Annotated in this window: 11 protein-coding genes; 7 read left to right on the plus strand and 4 right to left on the minus strand. The window is 67.3% G+C overall.

The features are described 5' to 3' along the window. The first annotated feature begins 4 nt into the window (after positions 1 to 4). From IEY43_RS00335 to IEY43_RS00350, 4 genes are all read left to right on the plus strand, one after another. On the plus strand, positions 5 to 844 hold the full coding sequence (locus tag IEY43_RS00335) for a uroporphyrinogen-III synthase (protein ID WP_188946603.1): 840 nt from the start codon (positions 5 to 7) through the stop codon (positions 842 to 844). 18 nt (positions 845 to 862) lie between these two features. Beyond that, positions 863 to 1,846 carry a porphobilinogen synthase gene (gene hemB / locus IEY43_RS00340; RefSeq protein WP_188946604.1) on the plus strand — a complete coding sequence of 328 codons (984 nt, stop codon included), beginning with the start codon at positions 863 to 865 and terminating at the stop codon, positions 1,844 to 1,846. Between the two features lie 5 nt (positions 1,847 to 1,851). After that, the gene (hemL, locus tag IEY43_RS00345; protein ID WP_188946605.1) at positions 1,852 to 3,159 is read left to right on the plus strand and encodes a glutamate-1-semialdehyde 2,1-aminomutase; all 1,308 of its coding nucleotides are present in this window, start codon (positions 1,852 to 1,854) and stop codon (positions 3,157 to 3,159) included. 390 nt (positions 3,160 to 3,549) lie between these two features. Beyond that, the gene (locus IEY43_RS00350) at positions 3,550 to 5,073 is read left to right on the plus strand and encodes an amino acid permease (protein ID WP_188946606.1); all 1,524 of its coding nucleotides are present in this window, start codon (positions 3,550 to 3,552) and stop codon (positions 5,071 to 5,073) included. 354 nt (positions 5,074 to 5,427) lie between these two features. On the opposite strand, the gene IEY43_RS00355 is transcribed toward IEY43_RS00350, so the two are convergent. The 4 genes from IEY43_RS00355 to IEY43_RS00370 all read right to left on the minus strand — a co-directional run bounded on the left by IEY43_RS00355 (position 5,428) and on the right by IEY43_RS00370 (position 8,991). After that, positions 5,428 to 6,282, minus strand: a complete 855-nt coding sequence (locus IEY43_RS00355) for a MetQ/NlpA family ABC transporter substrate-binding protein (protein ID WP_188946607.1) — start codon at positions 6,280 to 6,282, stop codon at positions 5,428 to 5,430. A 103-nt stretch (positions 6,283 to 6,385) separates the two neighbouring features. Continuing rightward, positions 6,386 to 7,051: a methionine ABC transporter permease gene (locus tag IEY43_RS00360; RefSeq protein WP_188946608.1), complete on the minus strand. Its 666-nt coding sequence runs from the start codon at positions 7,049 to 7,051 to the stop codon at positions 6,386 to 6,388. Positions 7,052 to 7,055: 4 nt separating this feature from the next. After that, complete coding sequence (locus IEY43_RS00365) at positions 7,056 to 8,048, minus strand: methionine ABC transporter ATP-binding protein (RefSeq protein ID WP_188946609.1); 993 nt, start codon at positions 8,046 to 8,048, stop codon at positions 7,056 to 7,058. A 259-nt stretch (positions 8,049 to 8,307) separates the two neighbouring features. Continuing rightward, on the minus strand, positions 8,308 to 8,991 hold the full coding sequence (locus tag IEY43_RS00370) for an exonuclease domain-containing protein (protein ID WP_188946610.1): 684 nt from the start codon (positions 8,989 to 8,991) through the stop codon (positions 8,308 to 8,310). An 87-nt stretch (positions 8,992 to 9,078) separates the two neighbouring features. Here IEY43_RS00370 and IEY43_RS00375 point away from each other — a divergent pair, with 87 nt between their 5' ends. From IEY43_RS00375 to IEY43_RS00385, 3 genes are read left to right on the plus strand one after another with little or no spacing between them, the layout of a single operon-like run. Further along, the gene (locus IEY43_RS00375; RefSeq protein ID WP_229777203.1) at positions 9,079 to 9,468 is read left to right on the plus strand and encodes an MGMT family protein; all 390 of its coding nucleotides are present in this window, start codon (positions 9,079 to 9,081) and stop codon (positions 9,466 to 9,468) included. Positions 9,469 to 9,470: 2 nt separating this feature from the next. Further along, complete coding sequence (locus IEY43_RS00380) at positions 9,471 to 12,665, plus strand: ATP-dependent helicase (protein ID WP_229777204.1); 3,195 nt, start codon at positions 9,471 to 9,473, stop codon at positions 12,663 to 12,665. Then, a complete protein-coding gene (locus IEY43_RS00385; RefSeq protein WP_188946613.1) occupies positions 12,662 to 16,003 on the plus strand; it encodes an ATP-dependent helicase in 3,342 nt (1,113 codons plus the stop codon). The genes IEY43_RS00380 and IEY43_RS00385 overlap by 4 nt, the downstream gene beginning before the upstream one ends. Positions 16,004 to 16,005 lie beyond the last annotated feature (2 nt).

The following is a 16,005-nucleotide window of genomic DNA, read 5'->3' on the forward strand; positions in this document are numbered from 1 at the left end:
GCCCATGGCATACCAGGCACTGATCCTGCGCGATGCGGCCCGCGCCGCGGCCACCGTGCAGGAATTCGAGAAGCTAGGCATCACCTCCTGGTGCGCCCGGCTGATCGACGCCATCTGGCCGCAGGACACCGCGGCGCTGTCGTCCATGGCGGCGGCGCTGCGGGCCGGATCCTACGACTGGCTGGTGCTCACCAGCGCCACCACCGTGGCGGTGCTGCACGAGCTGCTGGACGGCCGGCCGCTGCCGCAGTCCCTGGAGCTCGCGGTCGTCGGCGCCAAAACCGCCCAATCGGCCCGCGAGCTGCTGGGCCTGGAGACCGATTTCCAGCCCGAGGTGCAGTCCGCCGCGGGCATGGCCGCGCAGTGGGCCCCACCGACCGGGGCGCGCATCTGCTACCCGCACGGGGACCTGGCCAGCGGCACGCTGGGCGATTTCCTGGCCGGCCTGCCGGTGCAGGTGGACGAGGTCATCGCCTACCGCACCGTGGACGCCGGCACCCCGGGCCGCCCCGTGCCCGGGCCAGCTGCGCCGGAACACGTCACACGCCTTGATCCGGCGCAGATCGGTGCGAAACTGGAAGAACTGGACCTGGTGGTGTTCAGCGCCCCGAGCATCGTGCGGCGCTTCGTGCAGCTGGCCGGCGGCCGGCTGCCCGAGCGCGTTCACACGCTGGCCATCGGCCAGCCCACCGCCCGCGCGCTGGAAGCCGCGGGACTCCCGGTGCACGGCACCGCGCAGGACCCCGGGCCGGCAGGACTGGCGCAGGCCGCACGCGGCATGCTGGGCATCGGCCAGGCCGCGCAGCGCACGGCCGCACCAAGACTTTCGAAGAAGCAAGACTAGAACTGGAGATACGAAGCCATGGGTTTCCCTCAGCATCGACCACGCCGCCTGCGGCAGAATCCGGCCGTCCGAGCGCTGGTGGCGCAAAACGAACTGTCCGCACGCCAGCTGATCCTGCCGGCATTCGTGCGCGAGGGCCTGGCCGAGCCCAACGAGATCACCTCGATGCCCGGCGTCTACCAGCACACCATGGACAGCCTGAAGGCCGCCGCAGCGCAGGCGGTCACGCTGGGCCTGGGCGGCATCATGCTCTTCGGCATCCCGGCCGAACGCGATGAGAACGGCTCGGCGGGCATCGACCCGCAGGGCATCCTGAACCGCGGCATCGCCGCGGTGCGCGCCGAGGTGGGTGATGACCTGGTGGTCATGTCCGACGTGTGCCTGGACGAGTTCACCTCGCACGGCCACTGCGGCGTGCTGGATGCCGACGGCGCCGTGGACAACGACGCCACCTTGGCGATCTACGGCCAGATGGCCGTGGCCCAGGCCCAGGCCGGGGCGCACATGCTCGGCCCGTCGGGCATGATGGACGGCCAGGTCGGCGTGATCCGCGAGGCGCTGGACGCCGAAGGCCACCTGGACACCGCAATCCTCGCCTACAGCGCCAAGTACGCCAGCGCCTTCTACGGACCGTTCCGCGAAGCCGTGGATTCCCAGCTCAAGGGCGACCGCCGCACCTACCAGATGGACGCCGCCAACCGCCGCGAAGCCATCCTGGAAGCCGAGCTGGACATCGCCGAGGGCGCCGACATGATCATGGTCAAGCCGGCCATGAGCTACCTGGACATCGTGCGCGACGTGGCGGAGATTTCCCCGGTGCCGGTCTCCGCCTACCAGATTTCCGGCGAGTACTCGATGATCGAGGCCGCCAGCGCCAACGGCTGGATCGACCGCAGGGCCTCGGTGCTCGAATCCCTGCTGTCCATCAAGCGGGCAGGCGCCGAACAGATCCTCACATACTACGCAGCCGAAGTTGCCGGCTGGCTCAAGGAAGGCAAGTAATACGCATGTCGAACTCTGAAAAGCTCTTTGCCGAGGCCCGAGAGGTCATGCCCGGCGGCGTGAACTCCCCGGTGCGCGCCTTCGGCTCGGTCGGCGGCATCCCGCCGTTCATGGTCGGCGCCAAGGGCGCGTACCTGACCGACGCGGACGGCAAGGAATATGTGGACCTGGTCTGCTCGTGGGGTCCTGCGCTGCTGGGCCACTCGCACCCCGCCATCCAGGCCGCCGTGCATGCAGCAGTGGACCGCGGGCTGTCCTTCGGCGCTTCCACCCCGGACGAGGCGAAGCTCGGCCAGCTGATCAAGAACCGCATGGGCGGGGTGGAGCGCCTGCGCATGGTCTCCACCGGCACCGAGGCCACCATGACCGCCGTGCGCCTGGCCCGCGGCTTCACCGGCCGCGAACTGATCATCAAGTTCTCCGGCTGCTACCACGGCCACCTGGACGGCCTGCTGGCCGATGCCGGTTCGGGCGTCGCCACCCTGGCCCTGCCGGGCTCCGCCGGCGTCACCGCCGCCACCGCCGCTGAAACCCTGGTGCTGCCGTACAACGACCGCGCCGCCGTTCAAGCGGCCTTCGCCGAGCACGGAAGCAACATCGCCGCGGTGATCACCGAATCCGCACCGTGCAACATGGGTGTGGTGACCCCGGAGGAGGGCTTCAACAAGTTCCTCAAGGACACCACCGCCCAGCACGGCGCCCTGCTGATCCTGGACGAGGTGCTCACCGGCTTCCGCGCCTCGGATGCCGGCTATTGGGGCCTGACCGGGCGGGTGGAGGGTTGGAACGCCGACCTGTACACCTTCGGCAAGGTCATCGGCGGCGGCCTGCCGACCGCCGCCCTGGGCGGCCGCGCCGAGGTCATGGACTACCTGGCACCGCTGGGCCCGGTCTACCAGGCCGGAACCCTGTCGGGCAACCCGGTGGCCATGGCCGCCGGCATCGCCCAGCTGGAGAATGCCACCGACGAGGTCTACTCCTTCCTGGCCAAGCAGTCAGCGGCCCTGCAGGATGCCATCACCTCGGCTTTCAACGCCGAGGGCCTGGACCACTCGATCCAGCGTGCCGGCACCCTGTTCTCCGTGGCCTTCGGCACCTCCGCCAACGGCGTGCACAACTACGCCGACGCCCAGAAGCAGGAAGCATTCCGCTACGCGCCGTTCTTCCACTCCATGCTGGACTCCGGCGTCTACCTGCCGCCAAGCGTGTTCGAGGCATGGTTCGTTTCGGCCGCCCACGACGACGCGGCGCTTGACCGGATCATCTCCGCCCTGCCGGCTGCGGCCAAGGCCGCGGCGGCCGCCACGGCCTAGGTTCCGGCCCGGCCACGGGCATCACCGGCTCCCCGCCCATCCGCCCGACACACCACGTGTCGCGCGGATGGGCGGGGAGCCTCCTGCGTTTAATGGCACTGCGCGCTACCGCTCCACGAGTCATGAGTCACAGGACGATGCTCCAAGTCGCTGGGGCTTCGTGGAGCTCCGCCTTCCGGCGTTGCCTTCTCCGGGCGGTTCGGGTCGTGGCATCAACCCACGTCAACCGGATTATTGTTGAACAATATTCGGTGGCCGGTATCCCTCCAATCTGCCGAAACCAGTGCCCTGCTGCCTCCTGATCTGGGAAAATGCGGAAAACCGCTCCCATGTTGTACGGCTAGGCTTGTGCGGTAAGTTTTTCGCATTTCATCTCCCAAAGGGATCAAAGTGAGCCTATTTCGTACCAAGCCAGTTGAGAGTTTCCTGGCGGACGCCGCAGGGCCCGGACGTCAGCTCAAAAGGACCCTGAACACCTGGGATCTGATGATCATGGGTGTCGCGGTGTCGGTGGGTGCGGGCATCTTCTCCGTGGGCGCGCGGGCGGCCGCCAATTTCGCCGGCCCCGCCGTCACGGTGTCCTTCGTCATCGCCGCACTGACCTGTGCGATGGCGATCATGTGTTATGCCGAGTTCGCGACCGCGATCCCCGTGGCGGGTTCAGCGTATGTCTTTTCCTACGCCACCATGGGCGAGTTCATCGCCTGGATCATTGGATGGAACCTGATCCTCGAACTGTTCACCGCGGCAGCGGTAATCGCCAAATATTGGGGTATCTACCTCACCGAAGTATTCCAGTTTGCCGGGATCCATCTCTCTCCGACCGTTGGCCTGGGTCCCGTGACCATGAGCTGGGGGCCGTTGCTGATTGTTGCGCTGTTCACGGTGCTGCTCGTCTTGGGGACCAAGTTGTCGGCAACTGTCGGGAACGTGTTCACCATCATCAAGATCGCGGTGGTGCTCTTCGTGGTTGTCGCCGGGCTGTTCTACTTCAACGCGGAGAACTTGACCCCGTTCGTCCCCGAGGCGGTTCCGTCCGCCGGGAACGGCACTGCCGACGTGCTCCAGCAGTCGCTCTTCTCCTTTGCCACGGGAGCCGCACCGGCCCAGTACGGCATGGCGGGAGTGCTGGCGGGCGCCGCCTTGGTGTTCTTCGCCTTCGTCGGCTTCGACGTGGTGGCCACCAGCGCCGAAGAAGTCAAGAACTCCAGCAGGACGCTGCCCCGCGGCATCTTCGCAGGACTGGCGCTCACCACGCTGCTCTACATTGGCGTGTCCTTCGCGCTGACCGGCATGGTTTCCTACAAGGATCTGGCAGCCGTGGAGAATCCGACGCTGGCCACCGCCTTCGCCGCGGTAGGCAACGAAGGCGCGGCCTCCATCATCGCCGTCGGCTCGCTCATCGGGTTGACTACCGTGGTGATGGTGCTGCTGATGGGCTTGACGCGTGTCGTGCTTGCCATCAGCCGCGACGGGCTGCTGCCGCATTCGCTGTCCAAGGTCAGCGCCAAGCGCGGCACTCCGGTGCGCATCACGGTCATCTGCGGGACCCTGGTGGCGTTGGCCGCCGGGTTCACTCGCGTAGATGTGCTCGAAGAGATGATCAACATCGGTACGCTGTCCGCCTTCGTGATGGTCAGCCTGGGTATCCTGGTGCTGCGTCGCAAGCGTCCGGACCTGAAGCCCGCGTTCCGCGTTCCCTTCGGCCCGGTGATCCCGATCGTCTCGGCCCTGCTGTGCACCTACCTGATGCTCAACCTGGCCATCGAAACCTGGCTCTACTTCGTTGTATGGCTCGCAGCCGGCGTACTCATCTACTTCGCCTACGGCCGTCGCCATTCACGGCTGAATGATGACGACGCCGCCGAGGACGGCGCAGAACTCGAAGACAGCTCGGCGGCATCAGCCCGGTAGCCGCATAACCCGCAGGCCCTGCCGCTGCAATGGCCCGACCGCCGGGCTTCTGAAAACACCGATGCATTCCCCCTTGCCTGTGATCCAGACGAGGCGGAATGCATCGGTGTTTTGCGTTCGTGCGCGGGCATCCGCCAGACGCCCGCCTGAGGACCTGTGCCGTTAGATGGCTGGAACATGGCCGGGGCACTGAGATGCCCGGGGGAGCACGGCCGCGGTGCCGTCGCCGGCTGCGCGGGGGCTTGCCTGGCGGACTGGGGACCACCGGACGCAAAAAGCACGGCCGCCCATCCGATTCAATGAAGCGAGTCACTGAGGATGAGCGGCCGTGCAGGTCATGCGGTGCCGTGGTGGCTAGAAGGCCGGAATGACGCTTCCGTCGGTCCAGGTGTCCTTGATGTAGGTGCGGACCTCGTCCGAGTGCAGCAGCTCTTCGAGCTTCGCGATGGCCGGGGTCTCTTCGCCCTCACGCCAGGTCAGGAAGTTGGCGTTCGGGTTGTTCTCGCCGGATTCCTGAGCCAGGATCTCGTCCTTGTTCAGCTTGGCCTGGACGATGAAGTTGCCGTTGATGACGGCAAGGTCGATCGAATTGTCCTTGGTGTAGTACTGCGGGACCTGCTCGGCATTGACATCCTTGAGTTCCAGGCCCTTGGGGTTCTTGGCCTTGTCGTCCTGAACGGTGAGCACCGAGTCGGTGTCTTCCAGACCGGCCAGCAGGCCTGCGGATTCCAGCACGCGCATGCCGCGCAGCTGGTTGACCGGGTCGTTGTTCAGCACCACGGTGGCGCCGTCGGTGACGTCTGCGGCCTTGTCGAACTTCTTCGAGAAGACGGTCATCGGCTCGACATGGATGCCGGCGCCGTGGGCGAACTTGTAGCCCTTCTCGGCAACTTCGGTAGCCAGGTACTTCTCGGTCTGGAAGTAGTTGGCGTCCAGCGACTTGTCGGCCAGGGAGGTGTTCGGGGTGACGTAGTCGTCGATTTCCACGACGTCCAGGTCGATGCCTGCGTCCTTGGCGAGGTTCTCGTCGATGTAGGTCAGGATCTGGGCCTGCGGAACCGGGCTGGCGCCGACCTTGAGGACCACCGGATTTGCCGGATCCAGCGGCTGGGCCGAGGCATCGGCGGCAGGTGCATCGCTGCCGCCGCAGGCGGAGAGTGCGAAGATTGCTGCGACACCGGTCAGTGCAAGAGCGAATTTTTTGCGCATTGCGTATTCCTTAGTTTGATGTGCCGTAAACGGCGTGTGCGAGTGTTTTCTGCCCGGAAGCCGAAGCGTTGCGGGCGACCGCCGGATGGACCGGCGGACGTTTCTAGCGGTGGTCGACCTTGCGGGCGATCAGATCGCCGATGACCTGGACGATCTGCACCATGATGACGATGATGATGATCGTCAGGATCATGATGCCCGGGTTGTAGCGGGTGTAGCCGTAGGTGTAGGCCATGCGGCCCAGACCGCCGCCGCCGACCAGGCCGGCCATGGCCGAGTAGCCGATCAGCGTGACCACGGTCGTGGTGATGGCAGAGACGATGCCTGGCATCGCTTCGGGCACCAAGACCTTGCGGATGACCTGCATCTTGGTGGAGCCCATGACCAGCGCGGCGTCGACCTTGCCGGAGGAGACATCGCGCAGGGCGGTCTCCACCAGGCGGGCGAAGAACGGGACGGTGCCGATGGTCAGCGAGACCGAGGCGGCGACCGGGCCCAGCGAGGTTCCCACGATGATGACCGCGAGCGGAATCAGCGCCACCATCAGGATGGCGAAGGGGATCGAGCGGGTGATGTTCACGATGATCCCGGAGAGGATCGCGTTCAGCCAGCGCACGGGGGCCAGGCCGCCCTTGCCGGTGACGTGGAGCAGGATGCCCAGCAGCAGGCCGACGACGACGGTGACGACACCGGAGATGAGCACCATCTCCACGGTTTCCCAGGTGGCGGTCAGCATGGCTTTCTGGACGGTGGGAGTGAGGAAATCCATGGGTTTACTTGGTTCCCTTCACGGTCACGGCAATGCCGTTCGACAACAGGTAATTGGTGATCGTCTCGACATCCGCATCGAGGGGCAGCTGGATGCGCAGGTGCGCGTACTGCTGGTCGCCCAGCTGTTCCACCGAACCGGCCAGGACGTTGACGTCGATGTTGAAGGTGCGGGAGACCGCTGAAATCACCGGCTCGGTGGCCTGGTCGCCGGTGTACAGCAGGTCCAGGATCGTGCCGGCCCCGGCCGAACGCGGAGCGTCCCCGGGCAGCGGCAGCAGGGTGTGGGCCAAGCGGCCCTGGGCATTGGTGATCACCGAGGCGATGTCGCCGTGCTCGACGATGAACCCTCCCTCAAGCAGCGATACCGAATCGCAGGCCTGCTTCACCACGTGCATCTCATGGGTGATGATCAGCACCGTGATGTTCAGGCGGTCGCGCAGCTTCTTGACCAGGTCCAGGATCTCGTCGGTGGTCTTGGGATCCAAGGCGCTGGTGGGCTCGTCGCACAGCAGGACATCCGGATCGGTGGCCAGGGCGCGGGCGATGCCCACACGCTGGCGCTGGCCGCCGGACAGCTGGGAAGGGTAGGCCTTGGCGAACTTGGTCAGGCCCACGAGCTCCAGCAGCTCGGCGACCTTGGCGGCGATCTGCTTCTTCGGGGTGCCGGTGAGCTCCAGCGGGTAGCCGACGTTCTGCTCGGTGGTACGTGAATCGAAGAGGTTAGCGTGCTGGAAAACCATGCCGATCCGGCGGCGCGCGTCGCGCAGCTCGTCCGCGCTGACGTTGGTCAGCTCCTTGCCGTTAACCGCGACGGTCCCGGATGTGGGCTGGTCGAGCAAGGTCAGGCAGCGGACGAGGGTGGATTTGCCAGCTCCGGAATGTCCGACGATGCCATGAATTTTCCCGGTAGGGACTTCAAGGCTGACCCCGCCGAGGGCGACAACGTCATTGCTTCCCTGGCGGTAGACCTTGCGCAGGTCACTAACTGTGATCACTAGGCGTGTTCCTTCAGGTTCTCAGAGGGTGTTAGAGAGTACCCTCCATTCAATCACTATCGAACAAAATCGCCCGAATAACCCTTTGTGCTTGGTCATCGTCCTTAATATCGGGTATTGGCAGGGTGGGTGTCGAATATACTTCGCGCGAAGGCGGTGATATATGAACGAATGACCTGTTTCGCGGCGTGCTAGGGCTGCCAGGACTGGCTGTGAAGTGCATTACCCACCCCCGGCGCTCCGGCCGGGGAGCCTGGTCCTAGTCGTCCTTGATGGGCCACGCGCCGTCGACGACCGCCTCCGGCTTGGTCTTGCGCAGGTAGGCCTGGAAACTTTCGGCCTGTTCGCGCGCCCAGCCGATCTGCCAGCCGTGCAGCACCTGCGGGTCGACCTGCAGCTGCGGGTACTTCTCCGCGATCGCCCGGGCCACCGCCACGCAGGCCACGGCGTCGGCAAAGGAGGTGTGGGCATTCTCCAGCACCACGCCGTAGTGCTCGCAGGCGGCGCCCAGGGTCCGCTTGCCCTTGCGCCACTTGTCGACTTGCTTGTCGATGATGAACGGATCGATCACGTTGCCCGGGATGAACGGAGGCATGTCGTAGCGCAGGGCCTCGGAATGCAGCACCGAGAAATCGTAGGCGGCGTTGAAAGCGATCAGCGGGGCCTGCTGGGAGGCGAAGGCGAGCAGGCCCAGGATCTCACGCACCGCCTGCGGGGCCGGGATGCCCTCGGCGCGGGCCTTCTCGGTGGAGACCCCGTGCACGGCCGTGGCTGCTTCGGGAATCTCGATCCCCGGATCAACTAGCCACTCGCGTTGGTTGACGATGTTCTCCTGAGCATCGAGCAGCACCACCGAAGCGGTGACGATGCGCGCGGTGGCGGTGTCAACGCCGGTAGTTTCCAAGTCAAAGCCTACGGCGAGGCCGTTCTGCCATTCAGTCATGGTTCAACGCTACAGCCCTGCGCAGACATGTCGGGTCTTGGACGCACCGGATGTGGAACACGGCGGCCGGCTTGGCACAATGGATTCATGACCCGAGCCCCGCGCGATGATTCACTGGCCTATCCCGACGCCGTCCACGAGCTGGCCCGGCTGGTCCCGCGCGGCGCGGTCCTGAGCTACGGCGACGTGGCCGAACTGCTGGGCGCAGGCTCGGCCCGGCAGTCGGGCAAGGCCATGGGTTCCGCCCCGCTTGGCACACCATGGTGGCGGATCCTGCGGGCCGATGGAACGATCACCGGTGCGCTCTTGGCGGAAGCCAGCCCGCACTGGGCCGCCGAGGGGCTCGCGGCGCCGGGCCGGCGGATCGACATGAACAGCAAACGCTGGAAGCCCGACCCCGAGCAGTGGGAACGCATCGACAAACTGCGTACGGCATTGGGCAACCCGAAAATGTCCGAGGCGGATGATCAACTATGAGTATGCACGACGTACCCGCCGAGGAATCGGCCCCGCTGCTGGACACCCTGGCCAGCGCTCGAACACCCCTGCTGGTCACCGGAGCCCCCGGCACCGGCAAGACCACCGCGCTCATCGACACCGCCGTGGCCCGCCTGGACGCCGGACTGGACCCGCTGTCGCTGCTGGTCATCGCGCCCACCCGCCTGAGCGCCGCCTCCATCCGCGACGAGCTCAGCCGCCGCGCCCAGCGCACCTTCACCGAACCGGTGGTCCGCACCTGGTCCGCCTACGCGTTCGACCTGATCCGCCGGGCCAGGGTCGAAGGGCTGCTTCCCTTCATCGAGCGCTCCCCGCGCCTGCTGTCGGGCCCCGAGCAGGACACCCTCATCGGCAGCCTGCTCGAAGGCCATGCCCAGGGGCTGACCCCGGGCCCGGGCTGGCCGGCGGACCTCGACCTGGCGGTTCCGACCCGCGGTTTCCGCAAGGAGCTGCGCGAATTCTTCGACCGCGTCTCGGAGCTTGGCTTGGACCCGGCCGACATCGCGGACTACGGCCAGGCGGTGGGACGGCAGGAATGGATTGCCGCGGCCCTGTTCTACCAGGAATACCGCGACCTGCTGGACCTGGGCAACGCCGAGGCCTTCGACCCCGCGGGCCTGATCACCCGGGCAGCGCAGCTCCTGGAAGAAAACCAGGACTTCCTGCACGCCGAGCAGGACCGCCTGCAATTGATCCTCGTGGATGACCTGCAGGAAGCCACGCTGTCCCAGCACCGGCTGCTGGCGCTGCTGGGCCGCGACCGCCCGCTGCTGGCCTTCGCCGCGCCGGACAGCGTGGTCCAGGGGTTCCGCGGTGCCCGCGCCGACCAGCTGCACCGTTTCTCCGAGCGCTACACCAGCGCAGCGGACGCGCGGATCCTGGAGCTGTCCACCGGCTACCGCATGGGCCCGGAGATCACCGAGGCCTGGCGCCGCATCGTCAAGCGCATCCCGGTGGCCACGGGAACCAGGGGCCGCGCCGTGGAACCGGTCGCTGCCGCCGGCACGGGTGCCGCCCGGGCGCTGACCTTCGAGAACTCCACCCTGGAGGAGCGCTTCATCGCCCAGCGCATCGTGCAGCTGAACCTGTTCGAGGGCAAGGACCTCTCGGACATCGCCATCGTGGTGCGCAACGGCTCGCAGGTGCGCTCGCTCAGCCGCTTCCTGGAAGGCCAGGGCATCGCGGTGCAGGTGCCGCCGGCGGAGATCCCGCTCAAGGACGAGGCGGCCGTCCGCCCGCTGCTGGACCTGCTGGACCTGGCCTTCGCCGACGGCGCGGCCGAGGACCCGCTGCTGATGCAGAACCTGCTGCTCTCGCGCTACGGCATGAGCACCGCGCTGGAAATCCGCCGGCTGCGCCAGCTGCTGCGCCAGCAGGAATCGGCCCGCGGCGGCCGGCGTTCCAGCCAGGAGCTGCTCGAAGCCTGCCTGAGCGAGCCGGAGCTCGCCGCAGACCTGGGCAAACCGGCCTTCGGCCTGCAGCGCCTGCTGAAGATGTTCACCGCGCTGCGCGAGGAACTGGCCACCGGCACCGCCACCCCGGAAACCGCATTGTGGGTCATGTGGGAGGCCTCCGGGCGTGCCAAGTCCTGGCGGGAGGAAGCCCTGGGCGCCGGAACCAGCGCGCGCCGGGCCGACCACGACCTGGACGCGGTCCTGTCCCTGTTCCAGGCCGCCGAGCGATTCGTGGACCAGCTGCCCGGCGCGAGCGTGGAGCAGTTCATCGAGCACATCCTGCACCAGGAACTGCCCATGGACTCGCTGGCCAGCCGCGGCGCCGGGGGCCAGCACGTCACGGTGCTGACCACCGCGGCCGCCGCAGGCAAGCAGTGGCCGATTGTCTTCATCCCGGGGCTGCAGGAAGGCTCCTGGCCCAACCTGCGGCTGCGCGGCGAGCTGCTGGGTTCCAACGCGCTGGCCGACGTGGTGGAGCACGGCATCGGCTTCCTGTCGAGCCGGACCCCCACCCACCTGGTCCGCCAGATCCGCAGCGACGAGCTGCGCAGCTTCAGCAACGCAGTCTCCCGCGCCGGCTCGCAGCTGATCTGCACCGCCGTGGACAACGAGGACTCCCAGCCCTCCTCCTTCATGGACCTGGTGGAACCGCCCGGAGACGAGGGCCGCGCGCCCACCCCGGTGCCGCGCATCCGCGCGCTGCCCGCCCTGGTGGCGGAGCTGCGCAATACCGCCGAACGCGCCAAGGCCGCGCAGCTCGGCGCGATCGCCCCGCCTCCGCAGGTCAGCGCCGAGGACTTGTACCAGGACGCCGCCCAGGTGCTGGCTGGGCTGGCCGCCCAGCCGCGCACCGTCCGCGGGGCGCACCCTTCCTCATGGTGGGGCATGCTGCCGTTGAGCAGCCAAGGCCCGGTCATCCCGGAAGGCCAGCCGCGCAGGATCTCGCCCTCCAAGGTCGAGACGCTGGTCAAGTCTCCGCTGAACTGGTTCGTGCAGAGCGCCGGGGGCACCGCAGCCCACGACTTCGCCGCCTCGCTGGGAACGCTGATCCACTCCATCGCCGAGGAGCACCCGGAGGCCACCGGCTCCGAATACGAGCGCATCCTCGAGGAGCGCTGGCCGGAACTGGAGAAGCTGGAGAACTGGGAAGGCCAGCGGGACTTCGACCGGGCCAACTCGATGCTGAAGAAATTCGCCCAGTACTGCGTGGCCGCGCGCCAGGAAGGGCGCACGCTCGTGGCCCGCGAGCTGCCCTTCAACGTGGAGGTCCCCACCGAGGGCGACCCGGTGCAGATCCGCGGCGTCATCGACCGCGTCGAAGCCGACGCCAACGGCAGGGTGACCGTGGTGGACCTGAAGACCGGCGCCTCGGCGCCGAGCAAGAACGACGTGCTGGAACACGCCCAGCTGGGCGTCTACCAGACGGCCATCCAGCTCGGGGCCCTGCAAGAGCACCCCGACACCGCAGGGCTGTCGGACGATCCCGCCGGCGCGTCGCTGGTCTATGTGGGAACCTCCGCCAAGAGCCCGGCGCTGCGCGACCAGCCGGCCCTGGGCGAGGACGACTGGGCCCGCACGCTGATCCTGGAAGCCGCCGAACTGATGGGCCACACCGAATTCACCACCCGGCACGTGGCCGGATCCGCAGGCCTGCTGGGCAGCTGCACCCTTCCCGAAATCTGTCCGCTGTGCAACGAAGGACGTCAGGTGACCGAGCCATGAGCACTATCATGTACACCCCGCAGGAGCTCTCCGAAGCGCTGGGGGAGAAGTTCCCGCCCACCGACCAGCAGGCGCAGATCATCAGCGCCCCGCTGGAACCCATGCTGGTCATCGCCGGCGCCGGATCCGGAAAAACCAAGACCATGGCGGACAAGGTGGTCTGGCTGGTCGCCAACCAGCTGGTGCGGCCGGAGGAAATCCTCGGCGTGACCTTCACCCGCAAGGCCGCCGGTGAGCTGTCGGTGCGCATCCGCGCCAAGATCGCCCAGCTGGTGGCCACCGGCCTGCTCAGCGAGGAAACCACCCGGGACTTCCTGGACCCGGCGGTGTCCACCTACCACTCCTACGCCAACACCCTGGTCCAGGACCACGGGCTGCGCCTGGGGCTGGAAGAGGACACCGTGCTGCTGGGCGCCGCCCAGTCCTGGCAGCTGGCCCATTCGGTGCTGGAAGGCTATACGGGGGACTACCACCACCTGAACAGCGCCACCAGCACGCTGATCGACGCCATCGTGTCCTTCAGCTCCGAAGCGGCCGAACACCTGCTCACCGCGCCCGAGGCCCACAGCTGGATCGACGACCTGGTAGCCCGGCTGCGCACCCTGCCGATGGATCCGGAGAAGAACAAGGCGCCCACGCAGGCCGCGCTCAAGCTCATCGACAAGCTGGCCTCCCGCGCCACCATTGCGCAGCTGGCCGAGGACTACGCGGCGCAGAAGAAGAAGCTCGGAGTCATGGACTACGGCGACCTGGTTGCCCACGCGGCCACCATCGCCCAGCAGGTTCCCGCCGCCGCGCTCGCCGAACGCACCGCGCACAAGGTCGTGCTGCTGGACGAGTTCCAGGACACCTCGCACGCCCAGATGGTGCTGTTCTCCGAACTCTACGGCCAGGGCCACCCGGTGACCGCGGTCGGCGACCCCAACCAGTCGATCTACGGCTTCCGCGGAGCCAGCGCCGGCCAGCTGTTCCGCTTCCCGGAGAAGTTCCCGATCCACCGCCCCAACGGCCGCGAGCTGGCGCACGTCAACCACCTGACCATCGCCTGGCGCAACACGGTCAACGTGCTGGAAGCCGCCAACGCCATTACCGCCGGCTCCGCGCAGTCCACCGGGCCGGTGGCCGTGAAGCCGCTGGAGCCCTCGGCCTTCGCCATGCCCGGTCGCGTAGTGCTCAACCGCTGCGCCACGGTGCGCCAGGAAGCCGAAGCCATCGCCGATTTGATCCAGGCCGAGGGCTTCGTCGCCGCCGATGGCACCGTGCGCACCAGCGCCGTGCTCTCGCGCAACCGGGGGCAGCTATCCTCCATGGCCGAGGTGCTCGACGAACGGGGCATCGACTACCAGTTCGTGGGCTTGTCCGGGCTGCTGAGCACCCCCGAGCTGACCGACCTGGTGGCCTGCCTGCACGTGCTGGTGGATCCGCTGCGCTCGGACAAGCTCATGCGGCTGCTGGCCGGCGCGCGCTGGCGGCTGGGCGTCGCGGACCTGACGGCCTTCGCCGATTGGTCGCGCCAGCTCGAACGCCGCCGCGCCCGCGGGCTGAACCCGCAGGAAATCCAGAACGGGACCGGGGAGGAATCCGAGCCGGCGTTGGAGGCGGCCCGTGCGGAGCTGAATGACGGGGCCAGCCTGGTCGAAGCGCTGGACTACCTCCCTCCGGAGCACTGGACCAGCGGGGACGGACGCCGGCTGAGCGCCGTAGGCCGTTCCCGGCTGGTGCAGCTGCGCAAGGAGCTGGCCGGGCTGCGGCTGCTGGCCAACGACGACCTGGATACGCTGATCCGCGAGGTCGAACGATCCATGAACCTGGATATCGAGGTTGCCGTCCGTCCCTGGGTGGACCGCGACAAGTCCCGGGCGAACCTCGACGCCTTCGCTGACGTGGTCCGCGAGTACTGCCGCAATGCGCCGCGTGTGGAACTGGCCGGATTCCTGATGTGGCTGGAACAAGCCGCCGAAAAGGAAAAGGGGCTGCCGCTGCCGGGCGAGGACGCGGACCCGAGGGCCGTGCAGCTGCTGACGGTGCACGCCTCCAAGGGCCTGGAATGGGACACCGTGGCGGTCATGTCGATGAATGACGGGGTGTTCCCCGGCTCCAAGTCAGACCGCTGGACCAGCGGCGACAAGGCCGTGCCGTGGCCTTTGCGCGGCGATGCGCGGGATTTGCCCCAGTGGGACACCGACCAGAGTTCGCTCAAGGAGCTGCTCGAAGCCGAATCCGTGTTCACCTCCGATGTGGAGGACCACCACATCGCGGAGGAACGGCGCCTGGCCTATGTGGCGGTGACCCGCGCCAAGACCCTGCTGGTCTGCAGCAGCAGCATCTGGACGAACAGCCGCACCAAGCCGACCGAACCGTCGTTGTTCTTCACTGCGTTGATGCCGCTGGCAGAAGGGGAGCATCCCCGGGCCCAGATCGGCGTGTGGGTCAAGGACGAAGACGCGCCCGAGCAGAACCCCAGCCGCATGACGCCGCTGGAAGCCGACTGGCCCTATGACCCGCTGGCCGGACCCGAGATCCGCGGCGGCGTGGCCAAGAGCCCGCATCCGTATTCGCGGCGCAGCGTGCTGCAACAGCTGGCGCAGGACGTTGTGTCTGCTGACCAGCACCGCGAGATCAGCACCGATGTCGGGCGGGCCTGGGCCGAAGAAGCGCAGCGACTGGTCGCCCAGCGGGAATTCCTGGCGAACAGGGAACGCGGCATCGAAGCGCCCGAACACGTGCGCGCCTCGCTGTTCGTGGAGCTGGCGGAAGATCCCGTCGAGGTGCTGGAGAATCTGCGCAGGCCGGTGCCCCGCCGCCCGGGGCTTGCCGCCCGCCGCGGCACCGCGTTCCACGCCTGGATCGAGGAGTACTACGAGAAGACCGCGATGCTGGATTTGGGCGACTTCATGGAGCCGGCCGACAGCTACCTGGACGACGCGCTGGATTTGGCATCCATGAAGGAGGCGTTCCTCGCCAGCGAATGGGCGCAGCTGTCGCCAGCCTATGTGGAGGTGCCGCTGGAAACGCGGGTCGGCCCGGTCGCGGTGCGCGGTCGCATCGACGCGGTGTTCCGCCTGGAGGACGGCACCTGGCTGATGCTGGACTGGAAGACCGGGCGGGTGCCCTCAGGCAAGGATTTGAAGAGCAAGCTGGTGCAGCTGGCCGTCTACCGGCTGGGCTGGTCCAGGCTCCACGGAATTCCGTTGGAGCAGATCAAGGCTGCCTTCTACTACGTTGCCGCGGGTGTGACGATCCATGCGGAGCATCTTTCCGGCGAGGAAGAGCTCGAGGAAATGATCACCGCTGCCTTTGAGCAATTGACCGACGGGGAACCGGCCGGCACCCGGTAGGG

Source organism: Glutamicibacter protophormiae (assembly GCF_014647495.1).
Classification (GTDB): Bacteria; Actinomycetota; Actinomycetes; order Actinomycetales; family Micrococcaceae; genus Glutamicibacter; species Glutamicibacter protophormiae.

Bases quoted from the DNA above. Each gene is read 5' to 3' on its own strand.
- IEY43_RS00335 (WP_188946603.1), top strand. From the start codon at position 5: ATGGCATACCAGGCACTGATCCTGCGCGATGCGGCCCGCGCCGCGGCC.
- hemB (WP_188946604.1), top strand. From the start codon at position 863: ATGGGTTTCCCTCAGCATCGACCACGCCGCCTGCGGCAGAATCCGGCC.
- hemL (WP_188946605.1), top strand. From the start codon at position 1,852: ATGTCGAACTCTGAAAAGCTCTTTGCCGAGGCCCGAGAGGTCATGCCC.
- IEY43_RS00355 (WP_188946607.1), bottom strand. From the start codon at position 6,282: ATGCGCAAAAAATTCGCTCTTGCACTGACCGGTGTCGCAGCAATCTTC.
- IEY43_RS00360 (WP_188946608.1), bottom strand. From the start codon at position 7,051: ATGGATTTCCTCACTCCCACCGTCCAGAAAGCCATGCTGACCGCCACC.
- IEY43_RS00370 (WP_188946610.1), bottom strand. From the start codon at position 8,991: ATGACTGAATGGCAGAACGGCCTCGCCGTAGGCTTTGACTTGGAAACT.
- IEY43_RS00375 (WP_229777203.1), top strand. From the start codon at position 9,079: ATGACCCGAGCCCCGCGCGATGATTCACTGGCCTATCCCGACGCCGTC.
- IEY43_RS00380 (WP_229777204.1), top strand. From the start codon at position 9,471: ATGCACGACGTACCCGCCGAGGAATCGGCCCCGCTGCTGGACACCCTG.
- IEY43_RS00385 (WP_188946613.1), top strand. From the start codon at position 12,662: ATGAGCACTATCATGTACACCCCGCAGGAGCTCTCCGAAGCGCTGGGG.